This window comes from Verrucomicrobiota bacterium (assembly GCA_037139415.1).
Taxonomy (GTDB): Bacteria; Verrucomicrobiota; Verrucomicrobiia; order Limisphaerales; family Fontisphaeraceae; genus JBAXGN01.
Genome location: JBAXGN010000177.1, coordinates 1 through 17,237 on the forward strand (window position 1 = coordinate 1; position 17,237 = coordinate 17,237).

The 17,237-nt window shown below is 57.5% G+C and carries 20 protein-coding genes; 12 read left to right on the forward strand and 8 right to left on the reverse strand.

All coding sequences use genetic code 11. The features are described from left to right. The first annotated feature begins 134 nt into the window (after positions 1 to 134). Entirely contained in the window at positions 135 to 377 is a 243-nt protein-coding gene (locus tag WCO56_23605; protein ID MEI7732578.1) for a type II toxin-antitoxin system ParD family antitoxin, read from the forward strand. A 222-nt stretch (positions 378 to 599) separates the two neighbouring features. Here WCO56_23605 and WCO56_23610 read toward each other — a convergent pair whose 3' ends face one another. From WCO56_23610 to WCO56_23620, 3 genes are all read right to left on the reverse strand, one after another. Beyond that, the gene (locus tag WCO56_23610; protein MEI7732579.1) at positions 600 to 1,202 is read right to left on the reverse strand and encodes a PepSY-associated TM helix domain-containing protein; all 603 of its coding nucleotides are present in this window, start codon (positions 1,200 to 1,202) and stop codon (positions 600 to 602) included. Between the two features lie 25 nt (positions 1,203 to 1,227). Next, the gene (locus tag WCO56_23615) at positions 1,228 to 2,769 is read right to left on the reverse strand and encodes a DUF2271 domain-containing protein (protein ID MEI7732580.1); all 1,542 of its coding nucleotides are present in this window, start codon (positions 2,767 to 2,769) and stop codon (positions 1,228 to 1,230) included. 74 nt (positions 2,770 to 2,843) lie between these two features. After that, the gene (locus WCO56_23620) at positions 2,844 to 3,506 is read right to left on the reverse strand and encodes an EF-hand domain-containing protein (protein ID MEI7732581.1); all 663 of its coding nucleotides are present in this window, start codon (positions 3,504 to 3,506) and stop codon (positions 2,844 to 2,846) included. Positions 3,507 to 3,701: 195 nt separating this feature from the next. Here WCO56_23620 and WCO56_23625 point away from each other — a divergent pair, with 195 nt between their 5' ends. Beyond that, positions 3,702 to 4,394: a GDSL-type esterase/lipase family protein gene (locus WCO56_23625; protein MEI7732582.1), complete on the forward strand. Its 693-nt coding sequence runs from the start codon at positions 3,702 to 3,704 to the stop codon at positions 4,392 to 4,394. Positions 4,395 to 4,424: 30 nt separating this feature from the next. Here WCO56_23625 and WCO56_23630 read toward each other — a convergent pair whose 3' ends face one another. The 5 genes from WCO56_23630 to WCO56_23650 all read right to left on the reverse strand — a co-directional run bounded on the left by WCO56_23630 (position 4,425) and on the right by WCO56_23650 (position 8,589). After that, positions 4,425 to 4,577: a hypothetical protein gene (locus WCO56_23630; GenBank protein MEI7732583.1), complete on the reverse strand. Its 153-nt coding sequence runs from the start codon at positions 4,575 to 4,577 to the stop codon at positions 4,425 to 4,427. Continuing rightward, on the reverse strand, positions 4,556 to 5,335 hold the full coding sequence (locus WCO56_23635; GenBank protein ID MEI7732584.1) for a zinc-dependent peptidase: 780 nt from the start codon (positions 5,333 to 5,335) through the stop codon (positions 4,556 to 4,558). Before WCO56_23635 ends, WCO56_23630 begins: the two co-directional genes overlap by 22 nt. A 56-nt stretch (positions 5,336 to 5,391) precedes the next feature. Beyond that, on the reverse strand, positions 5,392 to 6,831 hold the full coding sequence (locus WCO56_23640; GenBank protein MEI7732585.1) for an arylsulfatase: 1,440 nt from the start codon (positions 6,829 to 6,831) through the stop codon (positions 5,392 to 5,394). Positions 6,832 to 6,892: 61 nt separating this feature from the next. Further along, on the reverse strand, positions 6,893 to 8,467 hold the full coding sequence (locus WCO56_23645; protein ID MEI7732586.1) for an arylsulfatase: 1,575 nt from the start codon (positions 8,465 to 8,467) through the stop codon (positions 6,893 to 6,895). Beyond that, entirely contained in the window at positions 8,464 to 8,589 is a 126-nt protein-coding gene (locus tag WCO56_23650; GenBank protein ID MEI7732587.1) for a hypothetical protein, read from the reverse strand. The genes WCO56_23645 and WCO56_23650 overlap by 4 nt, the downstream gene beginning before the upstream one ends. Before the next feature lie 482 nt (positions 8,590 to 9,071). Here WCO56_23650 and WCO56_23655 point away from each other — a divergent pair, with 482 nt between their 5' ends. From WCO56_23655 to WCO56_23700, 10 genes are all read left to right on the forward strand, one after another. Continuing rightward, positions 9,072 to 9,869 (forward strand): FkbM family methyltransferase, encoded by a 798-nt coding sequence (locus tag WCO56_23655; GenBank protein MEI7732588.1) that lies wholly within the window; start codon positions 9,072 to 9,074, stop codon positions 9,867 to 9,869. Next, a complete protein-coding gene (locus tag WCO56_23660; protein MEI7732589.1) occupies positions 9,857 to 10,312 on the forward strand; it encodes a carbamoyltransferase N-terminal domain-containing protein in 456 nt (151 codons plus the stop codon). Before WCO56_23655 ends, WCO56_23660 begins: the two co-directional genes overlap by 13 nt. Positions 10,313 to 10,616: 304 nt before the next feature. Further along, positions 10,617 to 11,231, forward strand: coding sequence for a hypothetical protein (locus tag WCO56_23665; protein ID MEI7732590.1), 615 nt, complete (start codon positions 10,617 to 10,619; stop codon positions 11,229 to 11,231). Positions 11,232 to 11,438: 207 nt separating this feature from the next. Next, a complete protein-coding gene (locus tag WCO56_23670; protein MEI7732591.1) occupies positions 11,439 to 12,281 on the forward strand; it encodes a hypothetical protein in 843 nt (280 codons plus the stop codon). A 76-nt stretch (positions 12,282 to 12,357) separates the two neighbouring features. Then, positions 12,358 to 12,501 (forward strand): hypothetical protein, encoded by a 144-nt coding sequence (locus tag WCO56_23675; protein ID MEI7732592.1) that lies wholly within the window; start codon positions 12,358 to 12,360, stop codon positions 12,499 to 12,501. An 81-nt stretch (positions 12,502 to 12,582) separates the two neighbouring features. Further along, positions 12,583 to 12,981 carry a hypothetical protein gene (locus WCO56_23680; GenBank protein MEI7732593.1) on the forward strand — a complete coding sequence of 133 codons (399 nt, stop codon included), beginning with the start codon at positions 12,583 to 12,585 and terminating at the stop codon, positions 12,979 to 12,981. Further along, a complete protein-coding gene (locus WCO56_23685) occupies positions 12,926 to 13,612 on the forward strand; it encodes an ABC transporter ATP-binding protein (protein ID MEI7732594.1) in 687 nt (228 codons plus the stop codon). Before WCO56_23680 ends, WCO56_23685 begins: the two co-directional genes overlap by 56 nt. Beyond that, positions 13,609 to 14,907, forward strand: a complete 1,299-nt coding sequence (locus WCO56_23690) for an ABC transporter permease (GenBank protein ID MEI7732595.1) — start codon at positions 13,609 to 13,611, stop codon at positions 14,905 to 14,907. The genes WCO56_23685 and WCO56_23690 overlap by 4 nt, the downstream gene beginning before the upstream one ends. A gap of 2 nt (positions 14,908 to 14,909) precedes the next feature. Next, positions 14,910 to 16,070 (forward strand): ABC transporter permease, encoded by a 1,161-nt coding sequence (locus tag WCO56_23695; protein ID MEI7732596.1) that lies wholly within the window; start codon positions 14,910 to 14,912, stop codon positions 16,068 to 16,070. Positions 16,071 to 16,112: 42 nt separating this feature from the next. Further along, a complete protein-coding gene (locus WCO56_23700; protein MEI7732597.1) occupies positions 16,113 to 17,150 on the forward strand; it encodes an efflux RND transporter periplasmic adaptor subunit in 1,038 nt (345 codons plus the stop codon). Positions 17,151 to 17,237 lie beyond the last annotated feature (87 nt).

Genomic DNA, 17,237 nt, shown 5'->3' on the forward strand with positions numbered 1-17,237 from the left:
AGTTCCGCGTGAATCACCCCCCATGCGGTTTTCCCCGCTGTCACTGACGCATTACTTGCGGGATTGGCTGCTGACCATAGAAAAGCGATGTTCATCAGCTTGACAAAAATCCAATAGTTAGCAACTATTGGAACATGAGTATTGCATTGACAAGCTATTGGCAAGACTTCATCAAGCAAATGATTGAGTCGGGGCGTTATAATAACCGCTCGGAGGTAATCCGAGCTGGACTCCGTTCATTGGAAGAACGAGAACTTGCTAAAGAGGTACGGGAATTTGAAAGCGTCTTTGCCGGTGGACGTGCTGGTGAACCGGATGCGAAAACCATTAGCCGTGTGGTTGCCCGCCAGAAATCCCATCGCAAGAAACGGCGATGATCCGGGTCGTTTACTGGACATGGACAACCCGTTCGGGATTGTAACGATCCGACCTGCGGAATTTCTGCGGAGAATCAAGGCATAAGGGTGTCATGCAAGCCACTCTGGGAATGCACGATCAAGCGAAGGAATAGGTGGCCATGCTGACCTTGCACTTGGGATGCGTGGTGCCCGAATAACCTGAGTGGGATCAATTCAATGACCAGAGAAAGCGAGTTTCCCTCAGGGCACCCACCAGGCATAGAGCAGATAACAAATGATCGTGCCCACTACTGCCACGGCTAGCCCAGCGGCGCGCCGGCGTTTAAGAAACACGACCAACACCAGTCCCGTGAGGGAAACCAGGCACATCAGAATCGCTGAAACATCTATCATCCAGGACCAGACGCGTCCGGTGTCCCGGCCTTTGTGCAGATCGTTGATGATGGCTGTGAATCCCATCCGGGTCTCGTTCAACTCGTACGTACCCGTGTCCCGGTTGATGAAGGTGTCCGCGGCGTAGCCGGGGCCCTTGAAGGAAACCGTGCACTGTGAATCTTCCACCCGGAAATCGCTCAACGCACCCTTGACCGAATGGGTTCGGCGAAGGAATTCAACAATTTCAAGCCGGGCCACGTTACTGCTCTCCGCCGGTTTGACCCAGCGCACGTTCAGTTGCCCCTTGCACTGAACCGTCTGCTGTTTATCGCCATAGAACCAATCCGCATGGTTCAGCGTAACCCCTGTGACGGCAAAAAAGAAGAGGGCAGCAAAGCTGAACAGTGACAGGTAAAGATGCAGCCACCGCAAGAATGCGGCCAGGCCGGTACTTGCGGGTTTTGACATCTCCGCTGAGGGAGTGTCCGGCCCGTCAGTGGGTGGCTGTTTTTCGTCGGTAGTCAAGTGAGGCGGAGGAAACTTCTGGGTTACCTTTGAGTTCAAGATGAGCCGCCGTACCGGTGAAGCTCATTTCCTGACGGATCAACTGGTAGGTGCCGTGCTCGCGCACCGCCTCGATGCAAACGGTATATTTGCCGGGTTTGACCGGTTTGCCTTTATCATCCTTGCCATCCCATTTGATTGCATATTTACCCGCTGGCCGGGTGGCACTGGATACGGTACCGGTCAGATCGGTGCCATCGGCCATGGTGCGCATTTGGTCGCCATGGTACCAGGCTTTCAGGTCGGGCAGCCAGCGGGCGCGATCAAACCAAAGAGCCATGGTGCGCACCGGGAACTTATCCTGATCTTCCACCCATACTGCCACGAACGGCCGCCGATAACGCTGGCTGGTACTGCGATTCAACTCCAGGTTGACGATTAATTCAAACTCGGGATTCCAGCTTGTGCCCGCCTGATTACCCGTCATGACAGGCAGGTTGCCACCGGCGGCCGCCACCTCATATCCTTGGGATACAAACCGGTGCCAACCGCGACTGGTGATCTGGCGGCCATTTGCCGTCACCAGCAGGTACTCGACTTCGGGCAACGACGAAGCCAACCGCAGGCTTTCTTCGGGAGTCAGCACGGAAAAGGTGGTGGAAAGCGCATCGGCATCTGCCGTGCACCCGGCTACCACGGTGGCGCTGATTACATGATCCACCGGACGCGCCGTCCGGGGATCAACGATATGGGAGTACCAACGGTCGTTGATGGCAAAGCCCCGCCGATAATTACCGCTGGTGGCCACCGCCCGGTTTTGGATTCGCAGGCGAGCTGCTGGGGCACTGTTCTCCGCATCGGCCAGCGGATCAACCACGCCCACGGATTCCACCCAGTCGCCCATGATGCGCAAATCGCCACCGATGTTCACGAGCGCGGCAGTGACTTTACCGGAGCTGAGCGCGAACGCGCAGGCCTGGTCCACAATACACCCTTTGCCCAGTGCATTCAAGGACAACGCTGCGGTGCCGGTACGCGTTGCAGTGCGGGCTGCGGGGTCAAGTTTCCATGGTGATACGCCGGCCTGTGCCACTGCGTCCGCCAGTTCATCGCGCGTCGGCACCCTATGCCTGGCCGCTGCGTTTTTCCAGAGTTCCAACGCCACTCCGGCAGTGGCATTGAACGCGCCACCACTCAAGTCACACCACCGGTCGTATTGCTCAAGCACATGGAACAATTCGGCGGAGACCGCCACCGGTTGTTGACTGGTCTTCAACCACCGGCTCACCTCGGAAGATGATTCGTACGTGCTGAGGATTCCCGCCAGCCGATCAATTTCATCCAAGACCAGGGCTTCGGCTGACCGAGCGTCGGCATCGGAAACCGCGATGAGTTTCAGTTCCAGAGAAGTACCAAGGACATTCTCGTGATGAAACACAAATGGCCTGGCCACGTTGGTATTTGCGTATGCCAGATTGCCGGACCAAGCCAGCAATAAACTGCCAAAGATCAATGAATTCTTGAATTGCATATTAAGTCCGCCGATCCGGCTGCGAAGATTCGCGTCTGGCCTGAAGGGGAGCGCTCGCTGATTTCAGTCCAAGGTTATTTATTCGCGGCGGGACGTTTGGCGTGCTCCTTGTCATCATCGTCCTCGTCGTGTTTTTTTCCACCTTCGCGGCGCTGACTCTCACCGCCACTGACGGTCCGGTTGCCCGCAGCCTGGGCTTCCGCCAGCTTGCGGATTTCATCCTTGGTGAGCACGCCATCTTTGTTTAAGTCGCCACGTTCCATTAGGCCCTGCATGCGTTCCGGCAGCTCATCCTTGGTGATCTTGCCATCGCCATTTTTATCAAACTCCATCAGGCGGCGAACGATTTCTTCAACATTGGCAGAAGAACCGCCCCGGCCACGCTCGCCCTCCTGCCGAGCAAAATTCGGGCGTAACTCATCTTCCGTAAGTTGACCGTCCCCGTTTTTATCCAGCTTCAAGAGGGCTGCTGGGGCATTCTTGATTTCTTCGGCTGAGATCACGCCATCGCCATTGGTATCCAATGCCATGAACAAGGGATTCATTCGGATGGACCTTCCCTCCGGGCGGCGACCTTCACGTCCCTCTCCGCCTTCTGGCCGCTGACTCTCGCGGCCAGTTTCCCGGTTTTGGCGAATTTCCGGGTTGGCGGGCCGGGTTTCCTGTGCGGATAACGGCATGGAGGGAACGGCAACACCCAGTGCTGCCACGGCTAAACAAAATGCTATTTTATTCATGTATAATTCCTGACTTTAGGGCCAGACGATGGCTTGTCGGCAAAAGTTACACTGATTTCTAAAAATGCAAATGCTTATCCGGCAGGCGCTGGGCAGTTACGGGTTGAGAGGCAGTCGGCTTAATCTGGAATTTGTCCCCCATTGGTTCGAATACGGGATTGACTGATTACCGATTACGAATTACTTGTCTTCGCCATGAATATACCTGTCGCGCTGCTACTCTTCACCTTCGCTTTGAACCCGTTTGCTATGGGTGCGCCGACGCCCGCCGGTAATAGCAAGTGGGAGGCCCTCGTGCAGAAGAAACTCACGGTCTCGTCGCCCAAGCCGGATGCGATTATTTGCATCGGCAGTTCGCATATGGAACGCTGGAAAACCGTGACCACCGACCTCGCCCCGCTCACCGTTTACAATCACGGTATCGGCGGCAGTACCATGAAGCACGCCGCCGAACTGTTTATCCCGAAACTGGCGATCCCTTTCAAACCTCGGGCAGTGATTCTCTATGAAGGCAGCAACGACATCAATGCCGGGGTGACACCAGAGCAGATTCTCGAGCGCTTCAAGGAATTGCATCGCCAAATCCACAATGCCCTGCCCAAAACCCGGCTCTACGTGCTCGGCATCGTGCCCAGTCCCGGCAAGCGCTTTAATAAATGGGAGGCGATCCAACAGGCCAATCAAGCGATCAAGCAGGAGTGTGCCACGGAGCCGTGGATGAAGTTCATTGATACCACCACTCCCTTATTGGGAGCCGACGGTCAGCCCAAGGCCGAGTATTTCATCCCTGAGGACATCCACATGCTGCCCGAAGGCTACAAGGTGTGGACCGGTGTCATCGCCCCGGTGGTGGTCGAGGCAGAGAAGGAATTCGAGCCCAAGCCATGAAGCTCTGTTACTTCGCTTGCCTATAAGTTATTAGTTGGCCGGGGCGGCTGTGCCGGGCGTGATCGCCAACAGGTCACGGCCAACGATCACTTGGCCCTTATACACATCGCCAAGCGTACGGATCGTCGCTTCCTCATCCACCTCACAGGCGACCAGAATGCCTATTTCAGTTCCACACCCCACAGCTTCGCCAGTAACTCGAACATCTCCGGGTCGTGCGGTTTCAGTTCAGTGCGGGTGAAGGGGAAGAAATCGTTGGTGGAAAAGAACGCCTCGGTGTTCTCCGCAAAATATTCCTGCGGATTCGTCATGGCGTAAGCGCGGGCTTGGGTGGTGCGGCCATCGCCGAATCGTTGCTCGACGCGATCGTATTTACCGCCGGCCTTGGCACGCTCATAGGCGGCCTTGATGTCAGGGTTGCCAAAACCTTTCGGCAAAACCCGGTCATGATAAGAATGCGCCAACTCGTGCAGGGCGAAGTTCGGCATGCGCCGGGCCTCCGACTCAAAGATGCGGACGTTGGTGAACTCGACGCCTTTGGCCATGGCCGGATCGCGCCCGTGCTCACGCAGCCAGACGGCATTGGGGTGGTACTCGGCGCGAGGTTTGATGCCGGGATACTCCGGGGAAATCCACAGCGTCACTTTCTGCAGTTCAATGACGGCGGCCTTCGGAACGTTGCGGTTGATTTCCTCGAGCTGCTTCTGTAACAGCACCATGGCCTTCCCGGTCGCCTCCGGCTGTTCCGTCCACAGCCGGCTATTCACATGGATGGTCCAGCCGGCCATGTTGGTGGTCCAGCGCGGGCGGTCATGGCTGGTGCTCGGCTGGGCGGGATGCAGGGGAGTTGGCTGCGCAACGACCGCCTTCGGTTCGGAGGTCTTTGCGCACATGATCAAGAAACACGCCAGTATCACGCTACTCCGTTGCAGATATCTCATGGTTTTTCTTTGGGTGGTTGATTCTTCATTCCGTCGCCGTGCTGATTCGCGCTCAGTCAAACGCCGGGTCGGCTGCCAGAGCCATTTCGCGCGCGCTCAGCCTCCGTCTTCTGGCCTTTTTTCTTGCGCTTGCCCTTCAGCTCGCCGGCGTTGATGGAGAGATCGAAGTCATTCTGCTGCGCTGCTCCCGCTGTACTGCGGCCGTTGGCGATGTACCCCTGCATGAGCGCCGTCAGCTTCGCGGCGACTTCGGAGTTCGCGGCCAAGACGTCCTTGGTTTCACTCAGATCGTTTTGCAGATTGTAGAGCTCCCGCTGGCCGCTCTTAAGGAAGATCAGTTTCCATGGCCCCTGGCGGATGGCGAGATCCCCGGCGGCGGACTGGTGCATGGTCGCCTCCCGCACAACGGTTGTCGTGGTGCCGAGCAACTCGGGCATGAGGCTCACGCTGTCCTCGCCAGCGCTGTCAGGAATCTTCGCGCCGACGATTTCGGCGGCGGTGGCCATAAGGTCGTTGAGACAAATGGTATGATCGTTGACCGAACCGGGCTTCACCTTGCCAGGCCAGCGCGCCACAAACGGGACACGGTGCCCGCCTTCGTAGATGCTGCGCTTGGATTCGCGGAGCGGCGCGTAGGCGCGATGCTCCGCGCCGTTGTCGCTGGTGGCGATGACGAGCGTGTTGTCGGCCAGGTTGTTGCGGGCGAGCACTTCCAGGATTTTGCCGAGCATAGCGTCACCTTGATAAAGCCAGTCGCCGTATTTCGGATCCTGCTTCACGAGATCCTGCGCGCCGCTTTTCCCGGTGAAATCCGGCGCGGGCACGATCGGCTCGTGCGGTATCCCCAGTGGGAAGTAGAGAAAGAATGGCTCGCCCGCCTTCCGCTGATCAATCCACTCAAGGGCTTTCTTGAGCATGAGCGGCTGGTTTTCAACCGGCTCGACGTGGGCGACGACATGGTCCTGCTCAATAATCGTCCCGATGTTACGGGCGTGGGTGAAGCCGCAGAAGTAATCAAAACCGAGCGCGTTCGGGCCGCCGGTCATCTTCGCACCAAAGGGCACTTCCTTCTCGCTGCCCGGTTTTCCATCCACCCAGTTCATGCCGAGATGCCACTTGCCGATGCACGCGGTCACGTAGCCGTGCTGCTTGAGCAATGACGCCACGGTCGTGCGGCCCGGCGGAATAATCGGCTTTGAAAACGTGGTGAGCACGCCGAACTGCCCGATGCGCGACGGGTAGCGGCCGGTGAGCACTCCGTAACGCGTCGGGGTACAAACGGCGGCGGCGGTGTGCGCATCCGTGAACCGCATGCCCTGCGAGGCGAACTTGTCGAGGTTCGGTGTGCGCAACGCGGACTGCGGATTGTAGCACGGCGGCTGCCCCCAGCCCATGTCGTCGAACAGGACGAAGACGAGGTTGGGGCGTTCGCTTGCGGCCTCAGTGGAGACTACGGCAAGGAATAACGTGATGGCGAGGGTGACGGTGATTTTCATGTGGCGCAAAACAAGCGTGATGAGTTGCAGTTCATGGGGTACACCTTTTGGGCTCGTGCGTTCATTCGGTTAGCTTGACTTTACCCTTCTCGACGATGCCGATGGTAACATCGTTCTTCTGCGGCGCACCGGGCGTGCTGCGACCGTCGCGCTTGTATTTTTCCAGCAACTCCTTCAGTTCGCGCACCACTTCCGGGTGTTCAGCGAATTGGTTCCGGCGCTCGGACACGTCGTCGTGCACATTGAACAGTTCGCCGGGCAGGTTATGCTTGGTGTAGCCGCGTTCGTCCTTGAACCACTGCGGTTCACCCACGGCTCTGTTATCATCGCCGGTCGGCGCGTCGATAAACACCCAGTCGCCTTTGCGAAGCGCGAACTTGCCGGAGCAACTGTGATGCACAATAGCCGGGCGCACGGGTTGGGCGTGCGCTTCGCCAAGGAACACCGGAAGCAGATTAAAGCTGTCCTCGCCCGCATTCGGCGGCTGTTGCGCGCCGAGCAGAGCGGCGACGGTCGCCATGAAGTCCACGTTGCAGATGGTCTCGCTGCTGACCGTGCCCGGCTTGATTTTACCGGGCCACCGGACCAGGAACGGCTCGCGATGACCGCCCTCCCAGGTGTCCCGCTTCGCGCCGCGGAGAACGCCCATGCTGTAGTGCTGGAACTGCTGAATGCGATCGTAGGCGCCGGGGTTCACCTCGCCGGTAATCTCGGGCCCGTTATCGCTGGTGAAAAGGACGAGCGTGTTTCCGGCGACGCCCGCGCGCTGCAAGGCATCGAGCACCTGGCCGACGGTCCAGTCGGTCTGGTAAACAAAGTCGCCATAATCGCCGGCCTTCGATTTGCCTTTAAATTCCGGCGCCGGCACGATGGGGTAATGCGGCGACGTGAGCGGCAGATAGAGAAAGAAAGGCTTGCCAGATTTGGCGCTCGTTTCGACCCAATTCACCGCGCGATGTGTCAGTTCGGGCAGGATGTTCACTAACTCCCAGCCTGGCAACATCGGGCCCGGAATGTTGAAACCACCCACACGCCCGGTGTCCCGCAAAGACGGAATGCCAACCGTGTGATCATTTTCGATGAAACAATACGGCGGATAGTTCGGCACATCGGTGCCGAAATAATAATCGAAGCCTCGCGTCGTCGGACCGTCGGCCACGGGCTGTTCAAAAGCGACGTTGCTTAGGCCGTCCTTGCCGCTTCCAGGCGGCTTGCCGTCTTTCACCGGCCAGTCCCAGCCCAGATGCCACTTGCCAATGCACGCGGTCGCGTAGCCGTGCTGCTTGAGCAGCGATGCCACGGTCAGACGACCGGGCGCGATGAGCGGCTTTCCCCATAATCCGAGCACGCCACGCTGGAGCCGCGTACGCCACGCATAGCGCCCCGTGAGGATCGCATAGCGCGAGGGCGTGCAGACCGAAGCGGCCGCATGTGCATCGGTGAAGCGCATTCCCTCGCCCGCGATCCGGTCAAGATTCGGCGTCGGGATTTTGGAGTCCTTGTTGTAGCAGCCGACGTCCCCGTATCCCAAATCGTCTGCGAGGATGAAGACGATGTTGGGACGTTCGCTCGCGGCCCCAGTGGAACTGCAGAGAACAGCGAACACTGCAACAATGGTAAACCAGAAGTGTTTCATGATTGTTTTTCTTGGTCCATTGAGGTATGCAGGCCATTGGATTTCATCGCAACCGCACCCAGTGCAACTCCCGCTGCAAACGAGTTGACGGTGGCAACGATGAGAATATTGCGTGCGTTCATGCGCTGGTGATTTTACCCGGTCAGGTGGAGAACATTCAACGCAAATGATAGGATCAGACGAAATTGAGTGGAACACGAAGCGTGCGAAGCGTGACGGAAACTCATCGGTTTGCGGTTAAGGGTTGAACCAATCGGATAATGAGCCTTGTTATGGTTTGACACCGCCCTCGCCTGCTGCCTCCCGCCTCCAGAACGACTTTCTCCCCGTTCCAAATTCATGCTTCCAAATTCATGCTTGCCCCGTATCAATATTGGCGTAAATTATCGCCCGTGCGCACCAACTGTGTGATATTTGATGGCGAGCCAAAAGCAATGCTTCCTTACCGCAACGCGATAAGTGAGCGCATTAAATGTGCCAAAAAGCAAGTTCCTATCAGTTTCTTGGCACGCATGCTGGTAGAGCGCAGAGTAGGACGCTGAGGTTGCTCGCGATTCCCCCCGCGCTACCATGTCGAGGCTGTCGTCCCTTTTTGGCCACTATCATGAAAGCATTGTTGAAATACTGCTCTCGAGCTCTCGGGTACGAGGTGATTCGATCCGCGAAGATTAAGCAGCACGAGCTTCTGGAGATAGAGTATAGTCAGTTTGTTGAGTTCGCCGTTAGCGCCAGTGGTCTTAACGAGGGAAGTAGGTCCCAGCTAAGGCAAGATATCTTTGCCCTTCTGGTGACCAATTTCAAGCGGTCGGGCTTCTTCGTCGAATTTGGCGCCACAAACGGCGTTGATTTAAGCAACACGTACCTGCTCGAGAAAAGCTATGACTGGACCGGGATTCTTGCTGAACCAGCGCCAATTTGGCACAACGAACTAGCACAAAACAGAAAAGCAATCATCGACACCGACTGTGTTTGGAGCGAGACCGGGAAAACGTTGGAATTTGATGTCGTATCCGAACCCGAATTATCAACTCTTCGTGGTTTTGTCGCCAGCGACCATAACGCGGACAAGCGGAAGGGCGCCGTCCATCATCGGGTTGCAACGGTATCATTGCTGGATTTGTTGAAACGACACAATGCGCCACGTCACATTGATTACCTATCCATAGACACAGAAGGAAGCGAGTTTCAGATTTTGAGCGCCTTCGACTTTTCTGATTACGAAGTATCTGTGATTTCCTGCGAACATAATTATACATCCGCCAGACGCAGCATTTACGATCTCCTCACTGCGAAAGGGTACACGAGAATGTTTCCAACTCTCTCCAAGTGGGATGACTGGTATGTCAAATCCGACACAACGCTCATCAAGGCCGCACTAGGCCAAATGAAATGCAAATCTTAGGACTCAACGCCTTTCACGGTGACGCCTCCGCCGCGTCCCTGAGCCACGGCCAACTTACCGCCGCCATCGAAGAGGAGCGCTTCAACCGCCAAAAGCACTGGGCCGGACTCCCTGCCCAAGCCGCCCTCGCCGTCCTCAGCGGAGCCCAACCCGACCACATCGCCATCTCCCGCGACCCGAAGGCCCACCTCTGGCAAAAGCTCGCCCGCCTCGCCTTGCGTCCCGCCGACTGGACCCGCCTCACCTCGCGCGCCGGCAACACCATTCGCGTCTCCCGCTACACTGAGGAACTCGAGCAAGTCGGCATCGCCGCCAACAAAGCCACCACCCACTTCGTAGAACACCACCGAGCCCACCTCGCCTCGGCCTTTTTCTGTGGGCCCTTCGACGAAGCCGCGGTCATTTCCATCGATGGTTTCGGCGACTTCTCGTCTGTGATGTAGGCCACCGGCCGCGGGAATAAGCTCGACATCAAAGGTTCCGTCTACTTCCCCCACTCGCTCGGCATCTACTACACCGCCTTCACTCACTTCCTCGGTTAACCGCAACACGAAAAGTGAAAGCATCAAATGTGCCAAAAAGCAAATTCCTATCAGTCGGAAAAAATCAAACACCCGGGTTGACAAGATTCCAAGAGCGGGATTTAGTGCTCTCAGTATGTATGACAGTCAAAAAGCAATGATCCATAACCGCATCGCAGCCAGTCCGGCGACAGGAGGTAAAATCGAAGTCCTGTCATTTCCATCTATGAAACCCATCCAATACCTATTGTCGTCGTTCACCTTGTGCCTCGCACTGATCATGAGCCAGCCGATCACCAGCCACGCCAAGGCCACCCATATCACCAAAGTATCGAGGATTGCCACCCCTCCAGCGGGCAAAGCGCTGGTCAACATTCACCGAACCTATCACGGCGTGTTCCGCTGCGCGATTTTTGACGAGAAAGGGACATTCCTGATGGATCTGCCCGAGTATTGCGAATGGCAGCAAGTGTGCGAGCCGGGACAGAAGTCGTTCCTCGTCCTGTTTGCAGGCGGGGTGGTCCAAGTCATAACGGCGGATTTGGCCGCGGATAAAACCTATGATTTCGTGATCGATGATTTCTCCGGCAAGGATATCAAAGTCCACACCGGCTACCGGGGCTTTCTCTTCACGCCGTTGTCCATGAACCCGAGGTGGCGGACCAGACTCGACGAGCTGGAGAAACAGGATGCGGACAAGGTCTTTACTTTGGAACGGGATGCGGTCGCCATCGAGGTTGAAACCTCAAAACGAGATCGCGTCAATGATGTGATCAAAGATTATCTCGGTGGCACCAAATCCGAAAGCGTGATCCACACGATCAAGGAGGACGGCCGATAGGCCGGCTGATGACCCGCATTGCGTCCAGTCGGGCGGGTGGGGGGCGGTGAAGAACCTTTTCTGCAAAATCGGCTTCATTCCGCACTCCACTTTACCGCAACGCGACAAGTGACAACATGAAACGTGCCAAAAAGGAATGTCTTATCAGTTTAATCGACCCCACATGCTCGGTTTGTCGTAAATGATGTTTGCTGAGAAAGAAGAACGATGGACTCAAAGACGATTATTTTGCTGCTTTCTATCGGATCCTATGTTTTTGCGCTGCTCCTGATCCTCTATCAGTGGGGCAAAGAAAAATCCCAATGGATACCCTATTGGATTACAGCGAAGTTTCTGCAAGGGACAGGTTCGCTGTTTTTGTATTTGCAGAGCGGACCGCCGGAGATAACTACGCTTTTATTCGCCAACGGAGCGCTGCTCCTGGGCTGCGCCTATGAGGCTTGGGCGATATTTTTTATTCTCGGCCGGTCGGTGAGCCGACGGACGCATTTTTCGCTTGCAGCAGTGATCGTGGCCATTTGCCTATTGACGATTTATTTGAGCCCACCCGCGAGAGCGGCGACAATTCTCTTGGTGCATTGCGTGCTTTATGGGATACCGGCGTGGGCCTTGTTAGGTAAGCCTAGGCGGCCATCAGTGCTCGGCAAAGTATTGGGCATTGGTTTTGGGGTTTTGGCGTTGATTTATTTCGCAGGCGGGATGCTGATTATTTTGAGGCAGGCCGATCTTATTCCGCGTTTAGGATTCGACACCGTGCCAATCCTGCTTATGTCCAGCTTCTGCATGGTGCTTATTAGCGGGTTTAGCCTGATGCTGTTGGCCAAGGAAAAAAGCGACCTTGAGCTTAAGGAAGCGTGGGAACAGATCAAAACGCTACGAGGTATTCTGCCCATTTGCGCCCATTGCAAAAAGATCCGCAATGACAAAGGCTATTGGGAGCAAGTGGAATCGTATGTGTCGAAACATACCGAGGCGAGATTCTCTCACGGGATTTGCCCGGGGTGCGTCAGTAAATATTTCCCGGATATTGAGTTAGACAGCCCGGAATAAGGGGGCAGTGTGAAGCTTGGTTCGCTATTACTGAACTGATAAGAATTTGCTTTACCGCAACGCGACAAGTGACAGCATGAAACGTGCCAAAAAGCAAATTCCTATCAGTTACGATGTCATTGTGGCCGCTACGGCGTTGGAGCGTGGTAGCGAAGTAGCGACGTTCAATCGGCGTCACTTCGATTATGTGCCGGGGCTGAAAGTCGTCGAACCGCAGTGAGGCGGGATTCCAGAAATCCAGAAACCGGCAGCCACACGATTTCCTTTCCGCCACCGGCTGATTTCCGCTAGCCTTTGCGCCATGGCAACTCCGATGGGTAACGCCTCCTTTGCGCCCGGCCAAAAGGTCGGGGCGGGGCGGTTTACCCTGATGCACGATCTCGGCCTGGGCGACATGGGGATGATCTGGCTGGCGCAGGATGAGGAGTTGAACAAGGAAGTAGCCCTGAAGTTCCTGCCCGCCGAGGTTTCGGATAGCCCGGAGGCTCTGCGCAGCCTGCGCAACGAGGTCGCCAAGGCCCAAGCCCTGAGCCACGAGCGCATTACCGCAACGCGACAAGTGAAGGCAGCAAATGTGCCAAAAAGCAAAGCTATCAATTTAATATTGAATTGCACGGATGATGTCTCCCTGAATATACTTCGGTATGGAAGCGCCCATTGTCACGGTTCGGGACTTGACCAAAATATATCGGCAGGGTGAAATCGACGTCACCGCGCTGAGCGGGATTTCGCTGGACATATCGCCCGGCGAATTTCTGGCGCTCATGGGACCTTCCGGTTCGGGCAAGTCCACCTTGTTGCACATCATTGCCGGGGTGGACCGGCCCACCCGTGGGGAATGCCGAGTTCAAGGGATCAACCTCACCCAGCTCACGGAAACCGAGTTGGCCGACTGGCGCAACCAGAACGTGGGGTTCGTGTTTCAGACCTTCAACCTCATCCCGGTGCTCACGGCGTTTGAAAACGTGGAACTGCCGCTGCTGCTGACGTCCCTGAACCGTCGGCAGCGGCGCAAACAGGTGGAGCTCGCCTTGGAATTGGTGAGCCTTTCCGAGCGGGGACATCATTTGCCCAAGCAACTTTCCGGGGGCCAGGAGCAGCGCGTGGCCATTGCGCGCGCGCTGGTCACCGACCCGGCGCTGGTGGTGGCGGATGAGCCCACGGGCAACCTGGATTCGCACTCCGCCCAGGAGGTGCTGACCATCCTGCAAACGCTCAGCCGGCAGGCGGGAAAAACGGTCATTATGGTCACCCATGATCCCAAGGCCGCCGCCTTCGGCTCACGCTCGGTTCACCTGGAAAAAGGCGAGTTAAGCACCTCGAATGCATGACCCTCGGCACGTTCATCGTTAAAAATGCCTTACGCAACAAGCGGCGCGCGGCGCTTTCGGTTGTAAGCGTCTCGATCAGCCTGTTTTTACTGGTAACGCTGCTGGTGGTCCAGCGGGAGCTGACCATGCCGCCGGAGGATATTGGCGCGGCCTTGCGGGTCGTGGTGCGCAACCGGGTGTCCCTGGCCCAGCCGCTGCCTGCCCGGCAGCGCCCCATCATCGAGCGACTGCCTGGGGTGGAGGCCGTCTCGCCGTTCAGTTGGTTTGGCGGCCGGTTTAAGAGCGAGTCGTTTCCCTCCTTTGCCCAGTTTGCCATGGACGCGAACAAGGTGCGGGCCATTTTCGGGGAGGCCAAGATGGCGCCGGGGGCCTACGAAGCGTTTGAAAAGGACCGTACCACCTGCATCCTTGGCGCGCTCACCGCCGAAAAATACGGGATCAAGGCCGGAGATAAAATCCAGTTCACCAGCGACATCTATTTTGTGACGCTGGAGTTCAAGGTCGTAGGCATTTATTCGGGCACCATTGACGACCGCAACGTGCTGTTTCACCAGAAATACCTGGACGAGGCCACCGGTAACCTGGGCCAGGTGGGCACCTGGTGGGTCAAGGTGCGCAGCGCCGAGGATATGCCCATGGTCATCAAGGCCATCAATGACACCTTCGCCAATTCCTCCGCCGAGGTGCGCGCCGAGTCCGAACGGGCGTTTCAGCTCAGTTTTGTGTCCATGTGGGGCAATATACGCACGCTGGTGAACTCGATCTGCACGGTGGTGGTGTTCACACTGGTACTGGTCTCCGCCAGCACCATGAGCATGGCGGTGCGCGAACGGTTCCGGGAACTGGCCATCCTCAAGGCGCTGGGCTTTCGCCGCCGGGAATTGTTCGCGTTCATCCTGGCGGAAAGTTTTGGCCTGGCGCTCATGGGGGCGATTTTGGGCATCGGCGGCGGCTGGCTGTTTTACACGCACACGAAATTGGCGGGCTACGCGGTGATTGGAATTGGCGGGGTGTTTCTCCTGAGCGGCTTGCGCCTGCTTTGGCGGCGCGAGTGGGTTGGCTGCCTGCTGTCCATGCTGACGGGGCTCTGCCTCTTGAATGGGGGTGGGAAGGTGGTCCAGATCGGCAGCATCGCGGCCATGACTCAGAATATCATCATCACCTCGGAAGTGACCGGGCGCATCATCGGCCTGGCCATGGTCGTGGCCGCCTGCCTGGGGATTATTTCGTGCGTGGCCCCGGTGATTTCCGTCGCTCGCACCAGCGTGGTGGACGGGTTGAAAACCCTGGATTAAACATGGCGCTCCCGCTCAAATACAACGTCCGGAATGTGCTGGTGCGCTGGCGCGCCACGCTGGCAACGATTCTCGGTGTGGCGCTGGTGGTGTCCGTGTACGTGCTGGTGTTGTCCTTGGCGGTCGGCCTGGAAAAATCCAGCCAGAACACCGGGGATCCGCGCAATATGCTGATCGTGCGCAAGGGGTCCACCGCCGAATCGGCCAGCCAGATTACCCGCGAACAGTACCGGCAGTTGGTCTATCTACCCCAGATCGCGCGCGACACGAATGGCGAACCGCTGATTTCCGCCGATGTCATCGTGCTGCTCTGCCTGCCGCGTCAGGATGGGAGCGAAGCCAACGTGCTGTTGCGCGGCGTCTCGCCGATGGGCCGGGAACTGCGTCCGCAGGTGGCGCTGGCCGCCGGTCGCTGGTTTGTTCGCGGCCAGCGGGAGGTGGTGGTTAGCCGGCGCATGGCGGCGCGGTTTGCCAACTTTAAGCCCGGCGAGCAATTCGTCACGGGCGGCAAAACGCTCACGGTGGTTGGCTGGCTGGACGGCGGCAACAGCGCGTTTGACTCCGAGGTGTGGATGGACGCGGATGAGGCCCGCGCGATCTTCGACCGGGAAAACTATTCGAGCGCGCTGGCGCGGGTGGCATCGCCAGCCGAGGGGCTATCGCTAAGCAACCGGGTGGATACGGACAAGCGCCTTTCCCTGCGCGCAATGGGGGAGGCGGACTATTACAGCAAGCAAACCATGACGGCGATGCCCATCAAGATTCTGGGCAATTTTTTAGCCACCATCATGTCGGTCGGGGCCGTCTTTGCCGCCATGAACACCATGTATGCGAGCGTCGGCTCGCGCACCCGCGAGATTGGCACGTTGCGGGTGCTGGGTTTCCGTCGGCGGACCGTGCTGTTGAGTTTTTTGATCGAGGGAGCGCTGCTGTCCTTGATCGGTGGCATCCTGGGCTGCCTGCTGGCCCTGCCGATGCATGGCTACACCACCGCCACCATCGGCTTGGAAACCTTCAGCGAGACGGTGTTCCAGTTCCGGATTACGCCCGGGCTGGTGGCGCAAGGGCTGATTTTTTCCGTGATTGTTGGCGTGGTTGGGAGTTTACTACCCGCCATGCGCGCCGCCCGGCTGCCGGTCATCGCGGCGCTGAAGACCGTATGAAGACCGTATGAAGACGGGAACCGGATTATTACGAGCGCATCCATGAACGAAGACAAACTGCAGCAACTGAGAATCCAGGCAGACGCCCGTCGGCGGCCTTCCGGCACGCTGTGGGGGATTGTTTTTGGAGTGCTGCTGGTCACCGGCGTGGCCCTGTATTTGTACCGGCCTTGGGATCCGGAGAAACAGCGTCTGGGCGGCTCCGTCAAACCACCCCCAGGCGTGACCAACACCACCGAAAACTCCGCCAGAGTTTCGCCTTCCGGCAGTTCCGCTTCCCGCGCCAACGCCCCAGATACCGCCAACGTTGGCGTGAAATCATCGGGTGCGACCGAGCCGCGTGCGGACTCAGTCCTGACGGTCAGCGGCTATATTATCAATCGCGAGCGTATCGAGATCAGCCCGCGTTTTATGGGGCAGGTCCGCTGGATTGGCGTGAGAAAGGGGGATGCCGTCACCAACGGCCAGGTGGTGGTGCGTCTGGATGACAGCGAATACCAGGCCCGCTGGCAGGAGACGCAGGCCCGTTTGGAAGGCGCCCAAGTGGGCGTGACCAAAGCTGAGTTGGATCTCAAGCGTGCCGAGGCTCTCGTCAAAGCCAACGTGGAAATGCAAAAATCCGCGGACGACGCCCGGCTGCAACTGGATATCGCCCGCGCCACGGTGCGCGAAATTGAGGGCCAATTGCAGTTGCTCAAAGTCTATCTGGATTGGACGATCATCCGTTCCCCCCTCAATGGCGTGGTGCTGGAAAAATTGGTAGAGGCCAATGAAATGGTAACCCCGCAGAGTTTCGGCGGTGCCCGCGGGATCAGCACCGCCCTGATGGCGGTGGCGGACCCAAGCGATCTCCAGGTGGAGATTGACCTGAACGAAACCGACGTGGCCAAAATTCACCTGAATCAGCGGTGCCGGGTCAGCCCGGAGGCGTATCCCGACCATGCCTATGAAGGATACGTGGCGGAGATTTCCCCTGAAGCCAGCCGCCAGAAGGGCACCTTGCAACTCAAGGTGCAAATTAAAAATCCGGATCGGTTCCTGACCCCCGAACTGAGTGCCAAGGTGGATTTCCTGAAATGACACGCGAAAACAACCTGCCAGATCCCCAATCCTTAGCCTATCTTTCGACACTGGCGGCATTTTTTTTGAAGGAACGATGGATTCATT

Excerpts from the sequence above, each read along its gene's own strand:
- WCO56_23605 (MEI7732578.1), top strand. The coding sequence starts at position 135 with ATGAGTATTGCATTGACAAGCTATTGGCAAGACTTCATCAAGCAAATG.
- WCO56_23610 (MEI7732579.1), bottom strand. The coding sequence starts at position 1,202 with ATGTCAAAACCCGCAAGTACCGGCCTGGCCGCATTCTTGCGGTGGCTG.
- WCO56_23615 (MEI7732580.1), bottom strand. The coding sequence starts at position 2,769 with ATGCAATTCAAGAATTCATTGATCTTTGGCAGTTTATTGCTGGCTTGG.
- WCO56_23620 (MEI7732581.1), bottom strand. The coding sequence starts at position 3,506 with ATGAATAAAATAGCATTTTGTTTAGCCGTGGCAGCACTGGGTGTTGCC.
- WCO56_23625 (MEI7732582.1), top strand. The coding sequence starts at position 3,702 with ATGAATATACCTGTCGCGCTGCTACTCTTCACCTTCGCTTTGAACCCG.
- WCO56_23635 (MEI7732584.1), bottom strand. The coding sequence starts at position 5,335 with ATGAGATATCTGCAACGGAGTAGCGTGATACTGGCGTGTTTCTTGATC.
- WCO56_23640 (MEI7732585.1), bottom strand. The coding sequence starts at position 6,831 with ATGAAAATCACCGTCACCCTCGCCATCACGTTATTCCTTGCCGTAGTC.
- WCO56_23645 (MEI7732586.1), bottom strand. The coding sequence starts at position 8,467 with ATGAAACACTTCTGGTTTACCATTGTTGCAGTGTTCGCTGTTCTCTGC.
- WCO56_23650 (MEI7732587.1), bottom strand. The coding sequence starts at position 8,589 with ATGAACGCACGCAATATTCTCATCGTTGCCACCGTCAACTCGTTTGCA.
- WCO56_23655 (MEI7732588.1), top strand. The coding sequence starts at position 9,072 with ATGAAAGCATTGTTGAAATACTGCTCTCGAGCTCTCGGGTACGAGGTG.
- WCO56_23660 (MEI7732589.1), top strand. The coding sequence starts at position 9,857 with ATGCAAATCTTAGGACTCAACGCCTTTCACGGTGACGCCTCCGCCGCG.
- WCO56_23665 (MEI7732590.1), top strand. The coding sequence starts at position 10,617 with ATGAAACCCATCCAATACCTATTGTCGTCGTTCACCTTGTGCCTCGCA.
- WCO56_23670 (MEI7732591.1), top strand. The coding sequence starts at position 11,439 with ATGGACTCAAAGACGATTATTTTGCTGCTTTCTATCGGATCCTATGTT.
- WCO56_23675 (MEI7732592.1), top strand. The coding sequence starts at position 12,358 with ATGAAACGTGCCAAAAAGCAAATTCCTATCAGTTACGATGTCATTGTG.
- WCO56_23680 (MEI7732593.1), top strand. The coding sequence starts at position 12,583 with ATGGCAACTCCGATGGGTAACGCCTCCTTTGCGCCCGGCCAAAAGGTC.
- WCO56_23685 (MEI7732594.1), top strand. The coding sequence starts at position 12,926 with ATGGAAGCGCCCATTGTCACGGTTCGGGACTTGACCAAAATATATCGG.
- WCO56_23690 (MEI7732595.1), top strand. The coding sequence starts at position 13,609 with ATGACCCTCGGCACGTTCATCGTTAAAAATGCCTTACGCAACAAGCGG.
- WCO56_23695 (MEI7732596.1), top strand. The coding sequence starts at position 14,910 with ATGGCGCTCCCGCTCAAATACAACGTCCGGAATGTGCTGGTGCGCTGG.
- WCO56_23700 (MEI7732597.1), top strand. The coding sequence starts at position 16,113 with ATGAACGAAGACAAACTGCAGCAACTGAGAATCCAGGCAGACGCCCGT.